Origin of the sequence: Paenibacillus massiliensis subsp. panacisoli DSM 21345 (genome assembly GCF_000426545.1) — a bacterium.
GTDB lineage: Bacteria > Bacillota > Bacilli > Paenibacillales > Paenibacillaceae > Paenibacillus > Paenibacillus panacisoli.
The window spans coordinates 308,373-325,620 of record NZ_KE384535.1 but is presented as its reverse complement, the minus strand read 5'-3'; the positions used below and the strand labels follow the sequence as shown (position 1 = coordinate 325,620).

13 protein-coding genes are annotated in these 17,248 nt (G+C 49.1%); 5 read left to right on the top strand and 8 right to left on the bottom strand.

The annotated features are described in order from the left end of the window. Positions 1-257: 257 nt before the first annotated feature. Positions 258-2,345, bottom strand: coding sequence for an assimilatory nitrate reductase catalytic subunit NasC (gene nasC / locus K331_RS0126850; RefSeq protein ID WP_028592699.1), 2,088 nt, complete (start codon positions 2,343-2,345; stop codon positions 258-260). A 109-nt stretch (positions 2,346-2,454) separates the two neighbouring features. Next, complete coding sequence (locus tag K331_RS0126845; protein ID WP_028592698.1) at positions 2,455-4,629, bottom strand: FAD-dependent oxidoreductase; 2,175 nt, start codon at positions 4,627-4,629, stop codon at positions 2,455-2,457. A gap of 482 nt (positions 4,630-5,111) precedes the next feature. Between K331_RS0126845 and K331_RS0126840 the strand changes: the two genes are divergently transcribed. Beyond that, positions 5,112-6,329: an MFS transporter gene (locus K331_RS0126840; RefSeq protein ID WP_028592697.1), complete on the top strand. Its 1,218-nt coding sequence runs from the start codon at positions 5,112-5,114 to the stop codon at positions 6,327-6,329. Positions 6,330-6,471: 142 nt separating this feature from the next. Here K331_RS0126840 and K331_RS0126835 read toward each other — a convergent pair whose 3' ends face one another. From K331_RS0126835 to nirB, 3 genes are all read right to left on the bottom strand, one after another. Continuing rightward, a complete protein-coding gene (locus K331_RS0126835; RefSeq protein ID WP_028592696.1) occupies positions 6,472-7,008 on the bottom strand; it encodes a GNAT family N-acetyltransferase in 537 nt (178 codons plus the stop codon). Positions 7,009-7,365: 357 nt separating this feature from the next. Further along, positions 7,366-7,689 (bottom strand): nitrite reductase small subunit NirD, encoded by a 324-nt coding sequence (gene nirD / locus K331_RS0126830; RefSeq protein ID WP_028592695.1) that lies wholly within the window; start codon positions 7,687-7,689, stop codon positions 7,366-7,368. 19 nt (positions 7,690-7,708) lie between these two features. Then, the gene (gene nirB / locus K331_RS0126825; protein ID WP_028592694.1) at positions 7,709-10,138 is read right to left on the bottom strand and encodes a nitrite reductase large subunit NirB; all 2,430 of its coding nucleotides are present in this window, start codon (positions 10,136-10,138) and stop codon (positions 7,709-7,711) included. Positions 10,139-10,569: 431 nt separating this feature from the next. Between nirB and K331_RS0126820 the strand changes: the two genes are divergently transcribed. Both K331_RS0126820 and K331_RS0126815 read left to right on the top strand, forming a co-directional pair. Continuing rightward, positions 10,570-11,148 (top strand): ANTAR domain-containing response regulator, encoded by a 579-nt coding sequence (locus K331_RS0126820; RefSeq protein WP_018884622.1) that lies wholly within the window; start codon positions 10,570-10,572, stop codon positions 11,146-11,148. Between the two features lie 23 nt (positions 11,149-11,171). Then, entirely contained in the window at positions 11,172-12,230 is a 1,059-nt protein-coding gene (locus K331_RS0126815) for an anthranilate phosphoribosyltransferase (RefSeq protein ID WP_028592693.1), read from the top strand. Positions 12,231-12,439: 209 nt separating this feature from the next. Here K331_RS0126815 and K331_RS32075 read toward each other — a convergent pair whose 3' ends face one another. Then, positions 12,440-12,685 carry a hypothetical protein gene (locus tag K331_RS32075; RefSeq protein WP_018884624.1) on the bottom strand — a complete coding sequence of 82 codons (246 nt, stop codon included), beginning with the start codon at positions 12,683-12,685 and terminating at the stop codon, positions 12,440-12,442. Positions 12,686-12,964: 279 nt separating this feature from the next. Further along, on the bottom strand, positions 12,965-13,897 hold the full coding sequence (locus K331_RS0126810) for a family 43 glycosylhydrolase (RefSeq protein ID WP_028592692.1): 933 nt from the start codon (positions 13,895-13,897) through the stop codon (positions 12,965-12,967). A gap of 253 nt (positions 13,898-14,150) precedes the next feature. Between K331_RS0126810 and K331_RS0126805 the strand changes: the two genes are divergently transcribed. Continuing rightward, positions 14,151-14,438: a hypothetical protein gene (locus K331_RS0126805; RefSeq protein ID WP_084165590.1), complete on the top strand. Its 288-nt coding sequence runs from the start codon at positions 14,151-14,153 to the stop codon at positions 14,436-14,438. 125 nt (positions 14,439-14,563) lie between these two features. Here the strand turns inward: K331_RS0126805 and K331_RS0126800 are convergent, their stop codons facing one another. Then, a complete protein-coding gene (locus K331_RS0126800; RefSeq protein ID WP_133566813.1) occupies positions 14,564-15,484 on the bottom strand; it encodes a helix-turn-helix transcriptional regulator in 921 nt (306 codons plus the stop codon). Positions 15,485-15,573: 89 nt separating this feature from the next. Between K331_RS0126800 and K331_RS0126795 the strand changes: the two genes are divergently transcribed. Beyond that, on the top strand, positions 15,574-17,007 hold the full coding sequence (locus K331_RS0126795; RefSeq protein ID WP_028592689.1) for a glycoside hydrolase family 1 protein: 1,434 nt from the start codon (positions 15,574-15,576) through the stop codon (positions 17,005-17,007). The last annotated feature ends 241 nt before the right edge of the window (positions 17,008-17,248 follow it).

Sequence of the window (17,248 nt, the reverse complement as noted above, 5' to 3'; positions counted from 1 at the left end):
TGTTACTTTATATCTTTTCATACTGTCAATCACAAATTAATAAAAATTAACATTTTGTAGGCAGTTTAAAGCTCCTAAAGAGATGAAGTCCCATGATGCAAAGATCCTGTCCAGCATGCATATAAGAAGGCAAGCATCCGTATAAATACTACGGATACTTGCCTTTTCACATCTGCATCCTCTGATCTGTCGACACTCCACGTAATTCAGTACATTCCTGTAGATCATACTTCCCTGCATGCTGCTCAACAGTTCGGTTAGTCCAAAGTTGCTGTCCGTATGCGAACAGCGGCCGTTTTGAAGCCTGGCATTTTGCAAAATGGGTCCAGCGCCGGATTCGTAGCCTTGTTCACATTCTGAATGCCGCCCCAGTGCATGGGGACGAAGATCGTATCTGGGCGAATCGCAGCACTGTACTTACTGCGCACAGTGAAGCTGCCCCGCCGGGATGATATCTCTACCCATTCACCTTCCCTAATCCGGTACTGCTGAGCTGTCTGTGGATGAATTTCCACGAAATTATGCAGCTGTCTGGCAGCCAGTGCAGGGCTGCGACGGGTCTGTACACCCGTCAGATAATGAGCCAGCACCCTTCCATTAGTTAAGGTCAACGGATACTCTCCATCCGGGAATTCTGTCTGCTGAGGAAGCTGGAACGGTGCGAAGACCGCTTTTCCATCTGCATGAGCGAATCGCTCTGCAAATAGCATGCCTGTACCCGGATGTTCCTCTGCGGGACAGGGCCAGTAAATTCCTCCCTCTTGTCTCAGACGTTCATAGGTTATTCCATAATAATCTGCTGTTCCGCCTTTGCTCGCAATTCGCAGCTCTTCGAATATTTCTTCAGCCGACGTATACTGGAAGTATTGCTCCTTGCTTAGGCTCCGTGCCAACTCCCGCAGAATCATCCAATCATGCCAAGCTTCACCTGGAGGTGGCTGAACGGCCTCACGCAGAAGCACACGTCCCTCCAGATTCGTCATGGTTCCTGTGTTCTCCAGATAGGACGTCACCGGCAGTACTACATCTGCCATCCGCGCAGTCTCGGATAGGTACATATCTGCAACGATGAGGCAATCCAGCTTCTTCAAGCCCTCTTCCACTCGATCTGCATGCGGACTGGAGACGACAGGATTGGAGCCCATAATGAACAGCGTACGTATCTCCTGCGAATTCATCCGTTCAAGTAGTTCATAAGCAGATACACCTTGGCGCGGCAGATCCTCCGGTTGTATTCCCCATACAGAAGCAATATAAGCTCGATCCGCATCGTTCTCAATGGATCTGTAACCTGGCAGCTGGTCTGCCTTCTGTCCATGCTCTCTTCCGCCCTGCCCATTGCCTTGTCCGGTCACCGCTCCATAACCACAGCCCTCGCGTCCAATCTTGCCTGTAGCAAGCACGAGGTTCAGCAGTCCCCTCACAGCCAGATGACCGTCTGTCTGCTGCTCTACTCCTCGCGCTGTGAATATAATCCCTGTCGGAGCATCGCCGTACATGATGGCGGCTGTACGCACCTGCTCAAGCGCAAGCCCACAACGATCAGCCATCTCGGCCAGATCAAGCCCAGCTAGCTCAGCTTGCAGCTCTGCATAGCCTTCCGTCCGACTAGCAACAAAATCCTCATCAACCAGTCCCTCAGACACGATGATCTTCATGAACATAGCAGCCAGAATAGCATCCGTGCCCGGCTTGATTGGCAGGTGAATATCTGCGAGGGCAGCCGTAGCTGTATATCTTGGGTCGATGACAATGATCTTCGTCCCCTTCTCCTTGGCTTGGAGAAAATACGGCATTAGCGTAGGCTGGCATTCCGCTATGTTGGTACCCGCCAGAATAATACAAGAAGCGGCGGCAATATCAGACAGGCGGCAGGTCATCCCTCGATCCATGCCGAACGTCTTGACGCCTGCCGAAGCTGCTGCTGACATGCAAAAGCGACCATTATAATCTATATATCTAGTGCCAAGCGCCACCCTAGCGAACTTACCCAGCATATAGGCCGTCTCGTTGGTCAATGAGCCACCCCCATATACGCCGATAGCATTCTGGCCATATCGGGATGTAGTCTGCTTGAATTGCGCAGCTACCAGACTCAGCGCCTCCGCCCAGCTAGCAGGGGTAAGCTCGCCATGTTTTCGGATCAGCGGCTGCTTCAGGCGATCGCGCCCCTGTGCATGCTGATGGGCATTTTGCCCTTTGACACATAATCTTCCTTGGGAAGCCGCGTTAGGAGCTCCTTGGACAACGAACGACTTGCTACCCTGTGGAGTTCCCTCCTCCAGCCGTATATCAGCCTTGCATTGTACACTGCAAAAAGGACATTGCGTCAATGTAGTTAGCATCCCTTTTCCCCATTTCTATTTAGGATGAATTATGCTCATTGCCATCTAAGATGAATAATGCTCGTTGCCTCCCTAGGTCTAGCTGCCCTCTATCTTGTTTTCTTTTTCTCTAGGTTTGCTCAAGTGGTACTCTCACACGGCGTTGGATCAAGTCCAATAAGCTTGCTCTCTGCTCCAGATCCAACAACTGCTCACGCACCGTGGTGAGTCCTATCCGCTCTAGCCACTCAGACATTCGTTCATCATACTCGCTGGTATGTCTGTAGAGCTGCAAGCATGCCATTAGAAGCTGAAGCGCATGCTCCTCATCCTCTTCCATCCCGACAAGCTGCGCCTCACAGATTGGCGAGTGTGAATGACCACCAGCATAGACTTCCCAGCCTATGGGACTTCGCATCAGTCCAATCGATTGTACGTGCAGGACCAGAAAGGGATCGTTGATAGTATTGACGACAGCGTTGACCCTAGTTGGAAAAACTATACCGCTCCAGCTCTCCGAGAGCCGACTCGCTAGTCTTCTCCCCTGTTCAGCCAATGCTCCCGACATAGGGTCAGCAGAATGACTCATCACATACAAGCTGTTGCCTGAAGGGGTCAGTTCCTGATGAGCCGATTCATTGTGGGTCTGCTGTAATCCTTGTTTTTCATGCAAAATGTCAATGTAATATTCAATTGCAGGCATGCAGAGCCCACAGCCAGCCGGTGACCGCCACCCAAGCCTAGCCATAGCCGCTACAGCCGTCAGCCCTGAATCAGATTCGCACAGCTCGCCCAAGTGGCTACGCAAGGAAGCGTGAGTCAGATCAGTGCATTCACATAGTGGCGCCTTCCTCTGGACTGGCGAAGCAGCAGCCTGGCTAGTGTTTCCCACATCGGTATGAGCGTACTGTACCAACGCCTTGACGATATTGAGACATCCGCCACAGGAGCCGGAGGCTTTGGTATGTGCTCTGACTTCGTCCGCCGACTGCAGATTATGCTCACGAATCGTATTCATGATGGTTCGCTTACTCACAGCGTTACATGCGCAGACGGTCTCCTGATCTGGCATGGAAGCCACCAGGCTCAAGGAGCCATCGTTTCCCGTATCCGCCCGAGCAGCTGTCATTGCCGCTAATTCGCTGACAGAAGCGCTGCTGCGCACCATGCCTACCAAAGTCGTTCCTTCCATCGTATCGCCGAATAGCACAGCACTATGCACGACACCATTCTTGGCTGTTATCCGCTTGTAAGTGCGACGAATGCCATCATATTGCTGGATAACAGTGTCTGTTCCGGGCTCGCTCAGATTGCCGACCGAGAATACATCGACTCCCGAAACCTTTAGCTTTGAATACGGAATGGAACCTCGGTACCCCTCATGCTCTTGTCCGCACAGATGTGCAGCGAGCGCTTTGGCCTGCTCGTATAATGGTGCAACCAGACCGTAGGTAATTCCGCGATGCTCTGCGCACTCCCCTACAGCGTAGATATGAGGCTGGCTCGTTCGCATATAGTCATCCACCACGATCGCTCGCCCCATCTGTAGTCCACAGTTTTTGGCTAGCGCAACATTAGGGCGTATACCGATGGCCATCACCACAATATCCGCCTTCAGCTCAGTGCCATCTGCGAATTCGAGGCCAGTAACCTGCTTCTTGCCCTTAATTCTCTTCGTATCCGCTGATAAACGAAATTGCATACCTTGGCCTTCCAGCTCCGCCTGCAGCATCCTGGCGGCTGGCTCATCCAGCTGCCGGTTCATCAGATATGAGGTGTTGTGCACAACAACGACCTCCATTCCCAGGTGCAACAGCCCGCGCGCAGCCTCAAGCCCCAATAGTCCGCCACCAATGACAACTGCCTTCTTATAGCGCTGGGAATATTCCACCATTCTGCTGCAATCCTCAATATTTCGAAATGAAATCACACCCTCCAGGTCCACACCCGGAAGCACCGGAATGAAAGAGGATGAGCCGGTAGCTATGATTAAGCGCTCGTACGTACGACAAGTCCCTGCAGTCGTCAAGACAGTTCGGGCATGCGGATCAATATCAATAACCCGTTCCCCCGTAATCAGCTCAATGCCATGCTCTGCATACCAGCTATAATCGTTTAGAATGATATCATTCAGCTCAGCCCCGCCTTGCAGCATTTTGGATAGCATAATCCGGTTATAGTTGGGCTGCTGCTCATCCCCAATGACCGTAATATCGAATTGGTCTGGTGCGAGCTGTATAATCTCTTCTACGCATTTGATTCCAGCCATTCCGTTACCAATGATGAGTAGTCTAGTTCTCTCCATGGCACTCCCCACTTCCAGCTCCCAGCTTGTATTAATAGCTCTCATTCATCAAAGTCAGAAAACCTAACTCAATCGTTCACCTGCAGCGCAAAAGCCTCTTGGTGAACGTTCCCTCTCCTGTAGACAGAAAAAGCCCTTTTCCATTAAAAGAAAAGGGCCCCATTGCCGATTACACGCAGCACCTCGTTGTGCTGCTCATATTAGTTCTAATATAATCTGCAATTTTAGATAAGTCAACAAAATTAACATCAAAAAAGGTTTAAAAACGAAAATACAGGTTTTTATAAAATTATGTGTCATGAATATTGACATTTAATATTTTAGTTTTTATAATTTGAATCAAAATAACATGGCTACATGTTCATCCAGCGAAGGCACAATGACGTGCTATTTCGTGTCGGCAAAGAGGCCGCCAACTTATGTCATCAGGACAAGTTGCGGCCTCTTTTTGGGTTGAGCAGGCTATACAGAGGAGTGGTTAGATGGATAAGACGAGTTTTTGGAAAAGCGGGCACAAGCCTACCCTATTAAGTTCATTCTTGTATTTCGACATCAGCTTCATGATCTGGGGCATGATCGGGCCACTTAGCGTACTCATTGCCCTCGATTATCCTATGGACCCGGTGCAAAAAGCCAACCTGGTAGCTCTCCCAGTGCTAGGCGGCTCCATATTACGTCTGTTGCTCGGCTTTCTATCCGATTACATCGGCCCAAAGCTAACGGGGCAACTGGGAATGGCCACGACCTTTATTCCTTTGTTACTGGGATGGCTATGGGTCGATTCGCTGGATCAGCTCTATGTTGTAGCGCTGCTGCTCGGCGTAGCTGGCGCTTCCTTTGCAGCCGCCCTGCCGCTTGCAAGTCAGTGGTATCCTAAAGAGCATCAGGGATTGGCCATGGGGATTGCCGGTGCAGGCAACAGCGGTACAGTCCTCGCGACCCTGTTCGCCAATCGGATCGCTGAGCACTTCGGAAGCTGGAAGATCGTGTTCGGCCTGGCTGCAATTCCGATGTTCATCGTCTTTATCCTGTTCTCCATCTTGGCCTCCAATAGCCCCAATCGCCCTGCACCCAAGCGTCTAAGCCATTATGCCAAGGTGCTGAGCCAAGGGGATGCCTGGGTATTCTGTCTACTCTATTGCGTAACGTTTGGTGGGTTCGTAGGCTTGGCGAATTATCTTACTATTTTCTTCAACGTGCAATATGGCCTGTCCGCTATTCAAGCTGCTGATATCGCAACCATATGTATTATCGCAGGCAGCTTTTTCCGACCAGTAGGTGGTTATCTGTCAGATCGCTTCGGCGGCATCAAGGTACTTACAATGCTTTACGGAGGTGCGGCACTCATGCTGGTAGGTGTATCCTTCCTGCCATCACTGCCTGTAGTCGTTGCCCTTCTGTTCATCGGCATGATGTGCCTGGGTGCTGGTAACGGCTCCGTATTCCAACTCGTGCCACAGCGTTTCTCTAATGAAATTGGATTAATGACAGGCATTGTTGGTGCAGCAGGCGGTCTCGGCGGATACGCGCTACCATTAATACTCGGCAATATGTATAAGGCTACAGGCTCCTACTCTCTCGGCTTTATTACGATCGGTATGGTTGCTGTGCTGGCCCTGATCCTGCTGCTCGTCATGCAGGTCAAGTGGCGCTATACCTGGCTGTCCTTGAGCACCAAGCGGGCGGGCGAGACTGCGTAAACAGAGATGAAGTTCAAGGGACTTATCCCAGACGATTCATTCGTCCGGGGTAAGTCCCTTTTATTGCAATAATAGCTATATCAGCATTTTGCAGCATTCGATTCCAATCACTCTTGGAATCCCTGTAATAATGAATGCATGGCTAATCTTGAGGCTTCATTATGGACAGCATAATGTGTTCCTCCCACTTGCCAGCAATCATCACATTTTTTCGAGCCAGACCCGCTTGCTGGAAGCCTGCCTTCTCAAGCACTCTTAACGAGCCAGCATTATGAGGCATTGCACCTGCTTCAATACAATGAAGATCCAAATCTCCAAACGCATACTGAACCACTAAGTTCACGGCTTCCGTAGCATAGCCTTTACCGTTATGCTCCTTATCTAAAAGGTATCCCATGGTCGCTTTATGAAGAGAGCCACGATTAACATGAAATAGTTGGATCGTGCCAATCAGTACATCGTCTGTATTGGTAAAGATACCAAAGTAATAGCCTTCATCCTTCTGGGCATCCAACTGCTTCTGTGCAATCAGGTTTGCCTGACCTTTGAGGGTATAGAAAGTCTCCTCGCGGGACACAGCATACTTCTCAAAAAATGTGCGATTATCAGTCTGCAACCTAAGACTCTGATGAACATCCTCTTGATCCAGCGGTCTAAGATAGATTTGGGTTCCTCTCAACTGACTTCCTCCAGTACAGGTTAATAGCTATAAATGAATTAATATTATAATAGTAAGTTTGTTCCTTCTGCCAGTGCTATAACCAGAGCAATGGTGAGTGTAGTGTCGTTGCAAGCGCGGGAATCCATTCAGGCAAAAAAAAGAAGAGCGACCAGCTTCGGGGATTGACTCCTGTCTCACAAACAGGGGTCAGTCCCTTGCCAGCCCTCACCTTCTTTTACACTTTAGCGCCACAATCATTTCATCACATCATATCAGGCATTTGTGTCGTTATTCATGCAGCCGCATGCGACGCATCCATCACTAGCCCGCTCCATATTTAATACAGTCTGACCCGCCATTAAGCGCGACAGGCTTCTACGCTCCATTGACCAGAATGTAGACATCCCCACTTTGTTCGTCAATCTCTGTGACAAAAGTAGTCACTCTTCCTACATCCGGCTCATGTACTTTGCCGCTTGCCAGGTCGATCTTCCAATCATGTAACGGACAATGAACCTTGTGACCACAGACCATCCCTTCAGACAGCTTTCCTCCTTTGTGAGGACAGTGATTCTCCAGCGCCTTGATGCTTCCATCCTGCAAGCGAAATAATGCTACCTCTTTATCCTCTATGCGAAGGGTTCTTGCACCCAATTTGTCGATCTCACTCAGATGTGCTACACGAATCTTGCTCTCCATCTCTTTTCCCCCTCCTATATTACTCTGTTACAGCCTGCAGGCCAGCCAAAGGTTCGAAATTCTTGCGAAGTCCGCCGTCCTCGACGATCTCTTTCCAAGGATCTCTTGTGTAGCTTAACGTCTCATCCAGTCTGCCTTGCAGGCGCTTGCGCTCCTCCGGGTCCGAGAGAGCTGTCTTAACCGCTTCAATACCGACACGCTCCATCCAGTGGGCTGTACGCTCGTTCCAGGTGGCCTGCTCACGGTAATATTGCAAATAGGCCGATGACCATTCCAGCACTTCCGTTTCTGTCTTGACGGTGCATAGCAGCTCCGCTGCACGTACCTTGATGCCCCCATTACCGCCGACATACAATTCCCAGCCTCCGTCAATGGCTACAATACCGACGTCTTTGATGGCAGCCTCTGCACAGTTACGCGGACAGCCGGAGACAGCAAGCTTAACCTTGGCTGGCGCATTCATCCGTTCAAATGCCTTTTCCAGCTTAATACCCATATCCATTGCATCCTGTGTGCCAAAACGGCAGAACGTATTACCTACACAGGTCTTTACCGTTCTCAGGGTCTTGCCATAAGCATGCCCGGAAGGCATATCCAGCTCCTCCCAAATCTTCGGCAGGTCCTCCTTCTTGACGCCAAGTAAATCCAGCCGCTGTCCACCCGTGAACTTCACCAAAGGCACTTCATACTTCTCAGCGACATCTGCAATCTTCTTCAGATCAGCTGGCGAGGTAACTCCACCATAGATTCTAGGTACTACGGAATACGTACCATCCTTTTGAATGTTGGCATGGTATCGTTCATTGGTGAAGCGGGATTCCTTCTCGTCCACATATTCAGCTGGCCATAGCATCCCCAGGTAATAGTTCAGGGCAGGACGGCACTTGGAGCAGCCTCCTTCCTCTTCCCATCCCAGCACATTCATAACTTCCTTGACAGTCATCAGACCCATTTCTTTAATACTGTCTACGATCTCATCCCGACTCAGCGAGGTACAGCCACAGATACCTTCCTTGACCGATGTCGCCTCATCTCCCGCATATAAATGAAGGAGGCCCTCCACTAGTGGCTTACAGCCTCCGCAGGAAGCAGACGCCTTCGTGCAAGCCTTGATCTCGCCGACTGTTCGACAACCGCCAGCAACAGCGTCTGCAATGTCCTTCTTGCTCACACCATTACAGCCGCAGATGATCTCGTCCTCACTCATGGCCTCAAGCATGGCCGAGCCTGAATTGCCCGCTTGACCTGGCGCATATCCGAGCAAAAGCTCTTTTTCCCGGCCTGTAATAGACTCACCACTTTTAATCAGCGAGAACAAGGACGCTCCATCGGAGGTATCCCCGAACAGTACAGCTCCGACGAGACGCTCGTCGCGGATGACAATCTTTTTATACACACCATCTATTTCGTCCTGATAACGCATCGATCTCATACCTGGCTCATCGTTATAGTAGCCTGCAGAGAATACATCGACACCAGATACCTTCAGCTTGGTGGAGGTTACGGAGCCTGCGTAGCCCTCGCTACCAATTCCCGCCAGCTGCTTGGCTAGTACCGCACCTTGCTCATATAGAGGGGCTACCAGACCATAAGCGATCCCGCGATGCTCTGCACATTCACCTACAGCATAGATATCCGGGATGCTGGTATGCATGAAGTCATCCACAATAATACCGCGGTTCGTATCTAGGCCTGCGGATTTGGCTAATTCAATATTGGGCTTGATCCCGACAGCCATCACGATCAGATCCGCTTCCAGAGTGGTACCATCCGCGAAACGAAGTCCATTCGCCCGCTTGCGTCCCATGATCTCTGCCGTCTGGTGGCTTAGCAGGAACTTCATTCCTTGAGCCTCTAGCTCACGCTGTAGCATCACAGAGGCCGGTCTATCCAGTTGGCGATCCATAAGCCCATCACTATTATGAATGACAGATACATCCATCCCCAGATTCAAAAGTCCCCGTGCTGCTTCAAGGCCCAGCAGGCCACCGCCGATGACGGCTGCCTTGCTGTATTTCTTGGCGCTCTCCATCATCGTGTGACAATCTTGGATGTTGCGGAAGCCGATGACACCCTCTTTATTGGCTCCAGGAAGAGGTAGAATAAAGGCATTGGAGCCTGTGGCAATAAGCAGCACATCATAAGCTACCTCCACACCCTTGAGAGATCTCACCACTTTATTCGCAGGATCAATGTGCTGGACTGGATCCCCTGTGTGAAGGTGAATCCCGTTTTCTTCATACCAATCCCAATCATTAATGACGATATCGCGAATATCCGAGCCTCCCGCCAGGACCGTCGACAGCATAATGCGGTTGTAATTCGGGTGCGGCTCCTCTCCAAAAACAATGATCTCATACGCATCAGGAGCAAGCTTCAGCAAATGTTCTATTGTTCGTATACCTGCCATTCCATTTCCGATCAGTACCAGTTTCTTTGCATTTCCCATCCTACATATCCCCCTTCTGCGAGCTTCAAGCCTTATGGCAGCACGGAAACAGAAAAAGCCCGCTCATGCGCAAAGAGACATCGCTCTATGCTACACGAAGACGGGCTTCATTGCCGCTTCCAGACAGATACGCCGTTGTATCCATCAGATTAATGACCTTGTAAGTTAAGGTAATATTAACTTTAATATAAAAGGAATCCACGATGATGTCAACTATCTTTACGCAAAAAGTGTTTAACCTATAAAGTAACAGAAGAATAAGGTAAAAAGAGGCAATAAAAATCACATTTTCAGAAAAAAATGATTGCTTTTTTGTTAAAACACCTCCAAAATGTACGAAAAGACACCACTACTGATGCGAAACCTGCTCGTTAGCAAGCAATCATATGTTAGCTTATATAACCCGATACTACAGGAGGGAAATTCCCAGCATGCGTTCTTTTCTTATTATTGACGCCCAACCGCCGGAGAATCTTTCCAAATATCATCCTGAATCCATCATGTTATCCTACGGTTATCAGGTGCATCCTTCCGGTAGCGAGGCTATCGTTCGTGAGTCCATCCAGCATGCGGATGCCATGATCCTACACCTGCCACTCTCTTCAATAGAGACATGGGGAAATACCCTCGTCAAGCAGAGGTCCTTACCTATCTTCTGGTGGTGCAGTACCGAGACGGCCCAGTCGTCGCTGCAGGATTGCGAAGTAAATGTATCCATTGACGGAGTGCTTACCCCATCTATGACGGAGCAGGAGCTTCACTGGTCACTGCATTTTGGAGAAAAGCGATTCTTCGAGCGCCAGCACTGGCATAGCGAACGGGAGCAACTGCACGCACGTCTGGAGGAGCGGAAATGGATTGATAAAGCTAAGGGGATACTTGGACAAATTAACGGCATACCCGAGGCCGAAGCCTATGATGTCCTGCGCAAGAAGGCCATGAATGATCGCAAGCGTATTGTCGATGTAGCAATCTCTATTGTCAAAGCGCACGAAATGCTCAGAGCATAGTAATCCGAGAAGGAGAATTGACGATGAATATGATCGATGTCTTGAAGGAGGTTGGACGTGGCAAACGCGGAGCCCGTGACCTCACCTACGAAGAAGCCTTGCAGGCCGCAGAGCATATTCTTGGCGGCACAGCCACACCTGCACAGATCGGTGCCTTCCTTGCTGCGGAACGCATCAAGATGGAGAGCGTTGAGGAGCTTGAGGCATTCGTGCTAACCTGCCGCAAGTATGCTCAGCGACCTGCACTGCAGCAAGGCATTGATTTTGCTGGCCCCTACGACGGTAGAGTCTCGTCCTTCATTGCCACTTTTCCAACAGCGTTTCTGCTTGCAGCAGCGGGCTTACCAGTCACACTTCACGGAACCTCTCCGCTCCCTCCAAAATGGGGCATTACATTGTCAATACTCCTGAAGGAGCTGGGGATTCATCCTGAACAGGCGGCTAACGAGCTCATGGCCAGAGCAGCGGTAACTTCAGGAGTGACCTATATGCATGCCGAGGCATGGTGCCAACCGCTCAAAAGGCTTCGCTCCATTCGTGTGGAACTGGGACTACGTACTGTACTGAATACCATGGAAAAGCTGGTGGACTACAACCATTCACCATACATCGTGTTCGGTGTTTTCCATAATACGGTATTCGAACGAACTGCCAAGCTCCTGAATCGCTTGAATTACCAAAGTGCATTGATTATTCAGGGCGTTGAGGGTTCGGAGGATCTTCACATTAATAGACCTACCCGCACTTACCGGTTGGATGCTGGTCATACAACCATGGAGGTCATTGATCCGGAAATGTTCGGTCTGGAGGCTGAGCTGCCAGAGATGACCTGGACTCCTGCTGCCCAGATTCGAGTTACTGAAGAGGTCCTGCGTGGTGAAGGTCACATGGCATTCATGAATCAGGTATTGCTAAATGGAGCAGTCCGCTTGCATGTCGCTGGCCGTGTGGATTCTATTGAGGAAGGAATCTATACCTGCAAGCTCCTGTTGGAGAACGGAGAAGCCTGGCGCACCTATACCGGCTGGCGTTCCGTTATGCAAGAGAGTCTGCAGGCGGAGGCCCCCTCTTCCAGTCGTTAAGGATATTAAAGATGTCACGCAAAAAAAACGTCTTTCGACGTACTTCCACAGAAGATAGACCGCGTTTGGCTGAAGTTTTCTTACGATATCGAATTTGCTCAGCTTCGCTAAAACTTATAAATTCAATTATATTCGAAAAAAAAAGCTCTCCCGACGGTTCGGGAAAGCTTTTTTCTATTGCTGGCTTGGACCACTCTACTTGCAAGCAGCTATCTGTATGTACGACTCGACATGTAGTAGGTCTGCGAAGGGGCTACATGCTGTGACTGAAAATAAATGCTATGGTCTGTCTGAATCGCATTTGAAGTTGACTGGTCTGCAGGTCGGGTACTTACATTCATTCCGTCTGTTCCTTGAGGTGCCAGATAACCGATGATACAGGCCAGCAAAAAGCATACAGCGCTAAGCAATGCCGCTCTTGCCCGAGGGTGTCGATCTGCGTAATCCCGTAGCATGACATCCATCCTTTTCAATGAGTTTCCTAAGATACTCATAGCATATCATGGCTGACAGATCGCAGTAACTTGCCTGAGACGAGGATTTAACCTCGACTTTAGTCTAAGTCTCCCCCTAGACCCACAGCTCAAGCCCTCCTCCTGTCGTTACAATCTTTTCACCTAAGCAAAAGATATTCACTCGACCAGAAGCATTGATGTATTGCCTGTATTGCCCATGTGTATGCTTAATAATCCCAGCCTGTTCCACTATGGATAAGCCTGTCTGCGCGGCCCAGACTACAGAAGCGGTCGTGATAGCCTTAGCTCACATTCCGCATTGCGATCACACCGAAGTGTGCCCCCCTCTACCTTGAGCTTGGCGACCTGGATGGACGTTCTGCGCTGCCCATAGGTAGTAAGCTCTTCATGGGATGAGCTTCGCCCCGGATGGGTGAAGTAAAAGATGTACGCCTCTTCTCCCTGAACGACCACATCTGCATGTAGCCCTACCCCAGAATCGTCTTGGCGTGTACCTGACTGCTCCAGAATGAGACCTGTTCGCTCCCACTGCTCGGCATCCGTCGATCGGAATACTCCCTGCCCTCTCCATTCGTCCACGATCATCCAGTAGGAATCAGACATAAAAAATACATTCGGCCCTTCATGTGCGCAATGCGTCAGCACCGGGCCCACCACTTCCCAATCGACCAGATTCGTACTATCCGCAGCATACGTGTGGGAATGATTAGCTTCATCCTTGTACCACATCCGGAATGTACCATCTGGCAAAGGATACACACACGCGTCAATGACCCGATCCGAGCTAAGCGACAGCCGCCCCATTAGCGTCCACTGCTGAAGATCAGGGCTCGTGTAATGAATAATATGCCGCTCATGTCCGGCCCACTCCGCAGGCACACCTTGAATGTAGCTCACATACATATGATAACTACCTTCATGATAAATGATTTCCGGTGCCCAGAATGTATTTCGTCCCCATTCAAATTCAAGTCCTTGAAGTGTCCCTCGGTACAACCAGCTTCGCCCCTCGTCTCTGGATACAGCGACTCCAAGATCAGTTCCGTGTACCCAGGCTACGCCTGGCCCCTCCACCGTTGCTCTGCGATTTGTGTAAATCATCCACCATTCCTCTGTAACATGGTTCCAGATTACGGTAGGATCTGCTGCTCCATCCATGATAGGATCTCTGAATAAAGGACTGCTCTTCATAAACACTCTCTCCTTCGGATATAAATATAGTAATCTATAATCCAGAATCGAATTTAATTAACAATATAGTTGATATATTCATAAATATATTACTATATTTCAACCAGAGAATACTACATCCTTCATCCAATGGATAAAAAAGAAAATATTATTATTTTCAGTCCCATAATTTTCTTGAAAAGTGATATAGAATCATATAATATAGAACATGAGTTTCCATACATACAAAAAAAGAAATGGGGTTAATTACAACATGTCAACACACGTACAGTCCAATTTATCCAAACCAAATGCAGAATTCTCCAGTCATCCACCAATGTCTGTGAAAGATTGGATGATCACCATCCTGATTCTGGCGATTCCTGTGGTCAACTTGATCATGATGTTCGTTTGGGCATTCGGAGGCGGAGCAAATCCCAGCAAAGCCAACTATTGCAAAGCTGCTTTGATCTGGGCTGCCATCGGTCTTGTGATCTACGGTATCATCATGGTTCTTACACTGGTAGTCTTCGCATCTGCAACGAGCAGCCTTAGCTATTAATACATGTTGTCCTGATTCGGAAATGTGTAGCTGCATCAGGAACAGCCAGACGTCAATACTGACGTCTGGCTGTTTTATTTTTGCTTTAACTATTCTTTATCGTTCGCTTCGTATTCTATTCTTTCTTAATAATCCTGGTTCCGCAAATGCTCTACGGCCTTTTGATGTCTAATCAACAGCTGTTCACGAACTTTATCGGGCTTCAATACCGTCAATTCCGCGCCAAAGGACATTAAGAAGGAATATAACCTCTCGCCTTCTTCAATATGCACAGACACTCTAAGCCGCCCATCCGTCTCTCGCCGAATGCTAAGCGGGTCAAAATAATCAGGTACCCTGTAGGCAATCGCCCGTGAGAACAACATCTCAAGCTGAACCGTCTCATGCTCCTCATGCAATCGTTCCTCTACTGAAGCGGCTGAGCTTGAATCTGCTACCTCTGACACAAACCGTAGCTGTGTGATCCGTTTGATCTTGTACGTCTCTAAGCCCGTCTCCTGTTGTGCTATATACTTTATTCCTTTGAAATACCATGAATTGTTCTTGAAAATGAGCTTGACTGGCTGTGCCGTCTCCTTGCTCGCCTCTCCATTAGAGTCTACATAGTCAAATGCAATCATCTGTCTCGTGAATATTCCTTGCTTCACCTGATTGAATAGCTCCATCTCCTCGGCAGGAGCACTGTCCCATGGCGAATATTCGAACTCAATCCAATCCAGCTTATGGTCGAATAGGGTTGTGAGACGCTTAAGCATATGAGCACTGTTCAGATGAGGTATCGCACTGACACTGTATAGCCCCAGCAAAATCTCATTCTGTTCATCCTCACTCAGTAGAGACTTGTCCATGACATAGTTATCCATCAAATGGATGCCACCATGCTTCCCCATCGTGGTATAGATCGGGATGCCGGCAGCACTTAGACGATCAATATCACGGTATACCGTGCGTACAGATATCTCAAACAGCCGCGCCAGCTCAGGCGCTGTCGTTTTCTTTTTTTCCAGTAACAATAACAGCATTCTGAATAATCGGTTCTGTTCCATAACCTGAGTATACCATGACAGTAGTTGTCAGGGTATACATGCTACACTGATGGTGAAGGCTTGACCACTCATGAAGGAGGATTCACAGGATGAAGATGAAGGAAGGTTTCTTTTGGGGCGGCGCTACGGCAGCCAATCAATTCGAAGGTGGATGGAATAAGGGCGGTAAAGGACCTAGCACCTCGGACATGATGACTGGAGGCACGCATACGACTCCTCGACGCATTACGCCTGTACTGGAAGAGGGAACGTATTATCCAAGCCATGAGGCGGTTGATTTCTACGGGCATTACAAGGAAGATATTGCATTAATGGCTGAGATGGGCTTCAAAATGTTCCGCATGTCCATCAACTGGTCACGGATCTATCCGAACGGTTATGATCTGGAGCCTAATGAGGAAGGCTTGCAATTCTACGACGATGTATTTACTGAATTGAAGAAGCATAACATCGAGCCGCTGGTTACCATATCTCACTATGAGACCCCGTTTGGTCTGACAGAGAAGTACAACGGCTGGGCTTCGAGAGAGGTCATCGACCACTATATCCGTTACTGTAATACGATCTTTAATCGCTATAAGGACCAAGTCACTTATTGGCTGACTTTCAATGAAATCAACTGTCTAACGATGCCAATGGGAGCTTACATGGCTGCAGGCATTCTCTTCGATGGCAAAACTACGCTGACGGATGGAATCGACAATCCACAGATCCGTTTCCAGGCATTGCACCATCAATTCGTGGCCAGCGCCAAGGCTGTTCAGCTTGGTCACCAGATCAATCCGAATTTCAAGATCGGCTGCATGATTGCCTTTATGACCACGTATCCGAACACTTGCAACCCGGATGATATCCTGCTGGCACAGAAAAAAGATCAGATCTCCAACATGATCTGTGGCGATGTCCAGGTTCGGGGAGCATACCCAGGCTTCGCCAAGCGCTTCTTCGCAGAGCAAGGCATTCAGATTGAAATGGAGCCTGGCGATGAGCAGACACTTCGTGATGGGTGCGTTGATTTTTATTCTTTCAGCTACTACATGTCCCTCGTAGAAAGCGCTGATCCATCCGTGGAGAAAGTCGGCGGCAACCTGCTCGGGGGTGTCAAGAACCCTTACCTGGAAGCATCCGACTGGGGGTGGCAGATTGACCCGCAAGGCCTGAGATATACGCTGAACCATCTCTATGATCGTTACCAGATTCCACTCATGGTTGTAGAGAACGGACTCGGCGCTGTGGATGTCGTTGAAGAAGATGGCACCATTCAGGATGACTACCGCATTCAGTATTTGCGGGATCACATCATTCAAATGCAGGAAGCTGTCGCTGATGGCGTTGACCTGATTGCATACACCATGTGGGGATGTATTGACCTTGTGAGTGCCTCCACAGGTGAGATGAAGAAGCGTTATGGCTTCATCCACGTTAATAAGGACAATGATGGCAATGGGGATCTTAGCAGAACCCGCAAGCAAAGCTTCCACTGGTACAAGCAAGTCATTGAGTCCAATGGTGAGAAGCTGTAACCTTTCATTTACGTAATAGATTCATTTTTAGCATCAACTCATTAGCTTCAGCTAAATAGTTGCACTGTTGGATCCTGATGAATACGTAACATTAATAGACCCAGCACTCCATAGTGCTGGGTCTTCTTGATACTAACCATCTGTATTGGTCTTCTGTTCCGATCTTCTGTATTGATCTACTTTTACTTAACTCCTCCGTATGAACAGGTAACGGATTACAGTTCGCGGCATCATTATAGCC

Bases quoted from the DNA above. Each gene is read 5' to 3' on its own strand.
- nasC (WP_028592699.1), bottom strand. From the start codon at position 2,345: ATGCTAACTACATTGACGCAATGTCCTTTTTGCAGTGTACAATGCAAG.
- K331_RS0126845 (WP_028592698.1), bottom strand. From the start codon at position 4,629: ATGGAGAGAACTAGACTACTCATCATTGGTAACGGAATGGCTGGAATC.
- K331_RS0126840 (WP_028592697.1), top strand. From the start codon at position 5,112: ATGGATAAGACGAGTTTTTGGAAAAGCGGGCACAAGCCTACCCTATTA.
- nirD (WP_028592695.1), bottom strand. From the start codon at position 7,689: ATGGAGAGCAAGATTCGTGTAGCACATCTGAGTGAGATCGACAAATTG.
- nirB (WP_028592694.1), bottom strand. From the start codon at position 10,138: ATGGGAAATGCAAAGAAACTGGTACTGATCGGAAATGGAATGGCAGGT.
- K331_RS0126820 (WP_018884622.1), top strand. From the start codon at position 10,570: ATGCGTTCTTTTCTTATTATTGACGCCCAACCGCCGGAGAATCTTTCC.
- K331_RS0126815 (WP_028592693.1), top strand. From the start codon at position 11,172: ATGAATATGATCGATGTCTTGAAGGAGGTTGGACGTGGCAAACGCGGA.
- K331_RS32075 (WP_018884624.1), bottom strand. From the start codon at position 12,685: ATGCTACGGGATTACGCAGATCGACACCCTCGGGCAAGAGCGGCATTG.
- K331_RS0126810 (WP_028592692.1), bottom strand. From the start codon at position 13,897: ATGAAGAGCAGTCCTTTATTCAGAGATCCTATCATGGATGGAGCAGCA.
- K331_RS0126805 (WP_084165590.1), top strand. From the start codon at position 14,151: ATGTCAACACACGTACAGTCCAATTTATCCAAACCAAATGCAGAATTC.
- K331_RS0126800 (WP_133566813.1), bottom strand. From the start codon at position 15,484: ATGGAACAGAACCGATTATTCAGAATGCTGTTATTGTTACTGGAAAAA.
- K331_RS0126795 (WP_028592689.1), top strand. From the start codon at position 15,574: ATGAAGATGAAGGAAGGTTTCTTTTGGGGCGGCGCTACGGCAGCCAAT.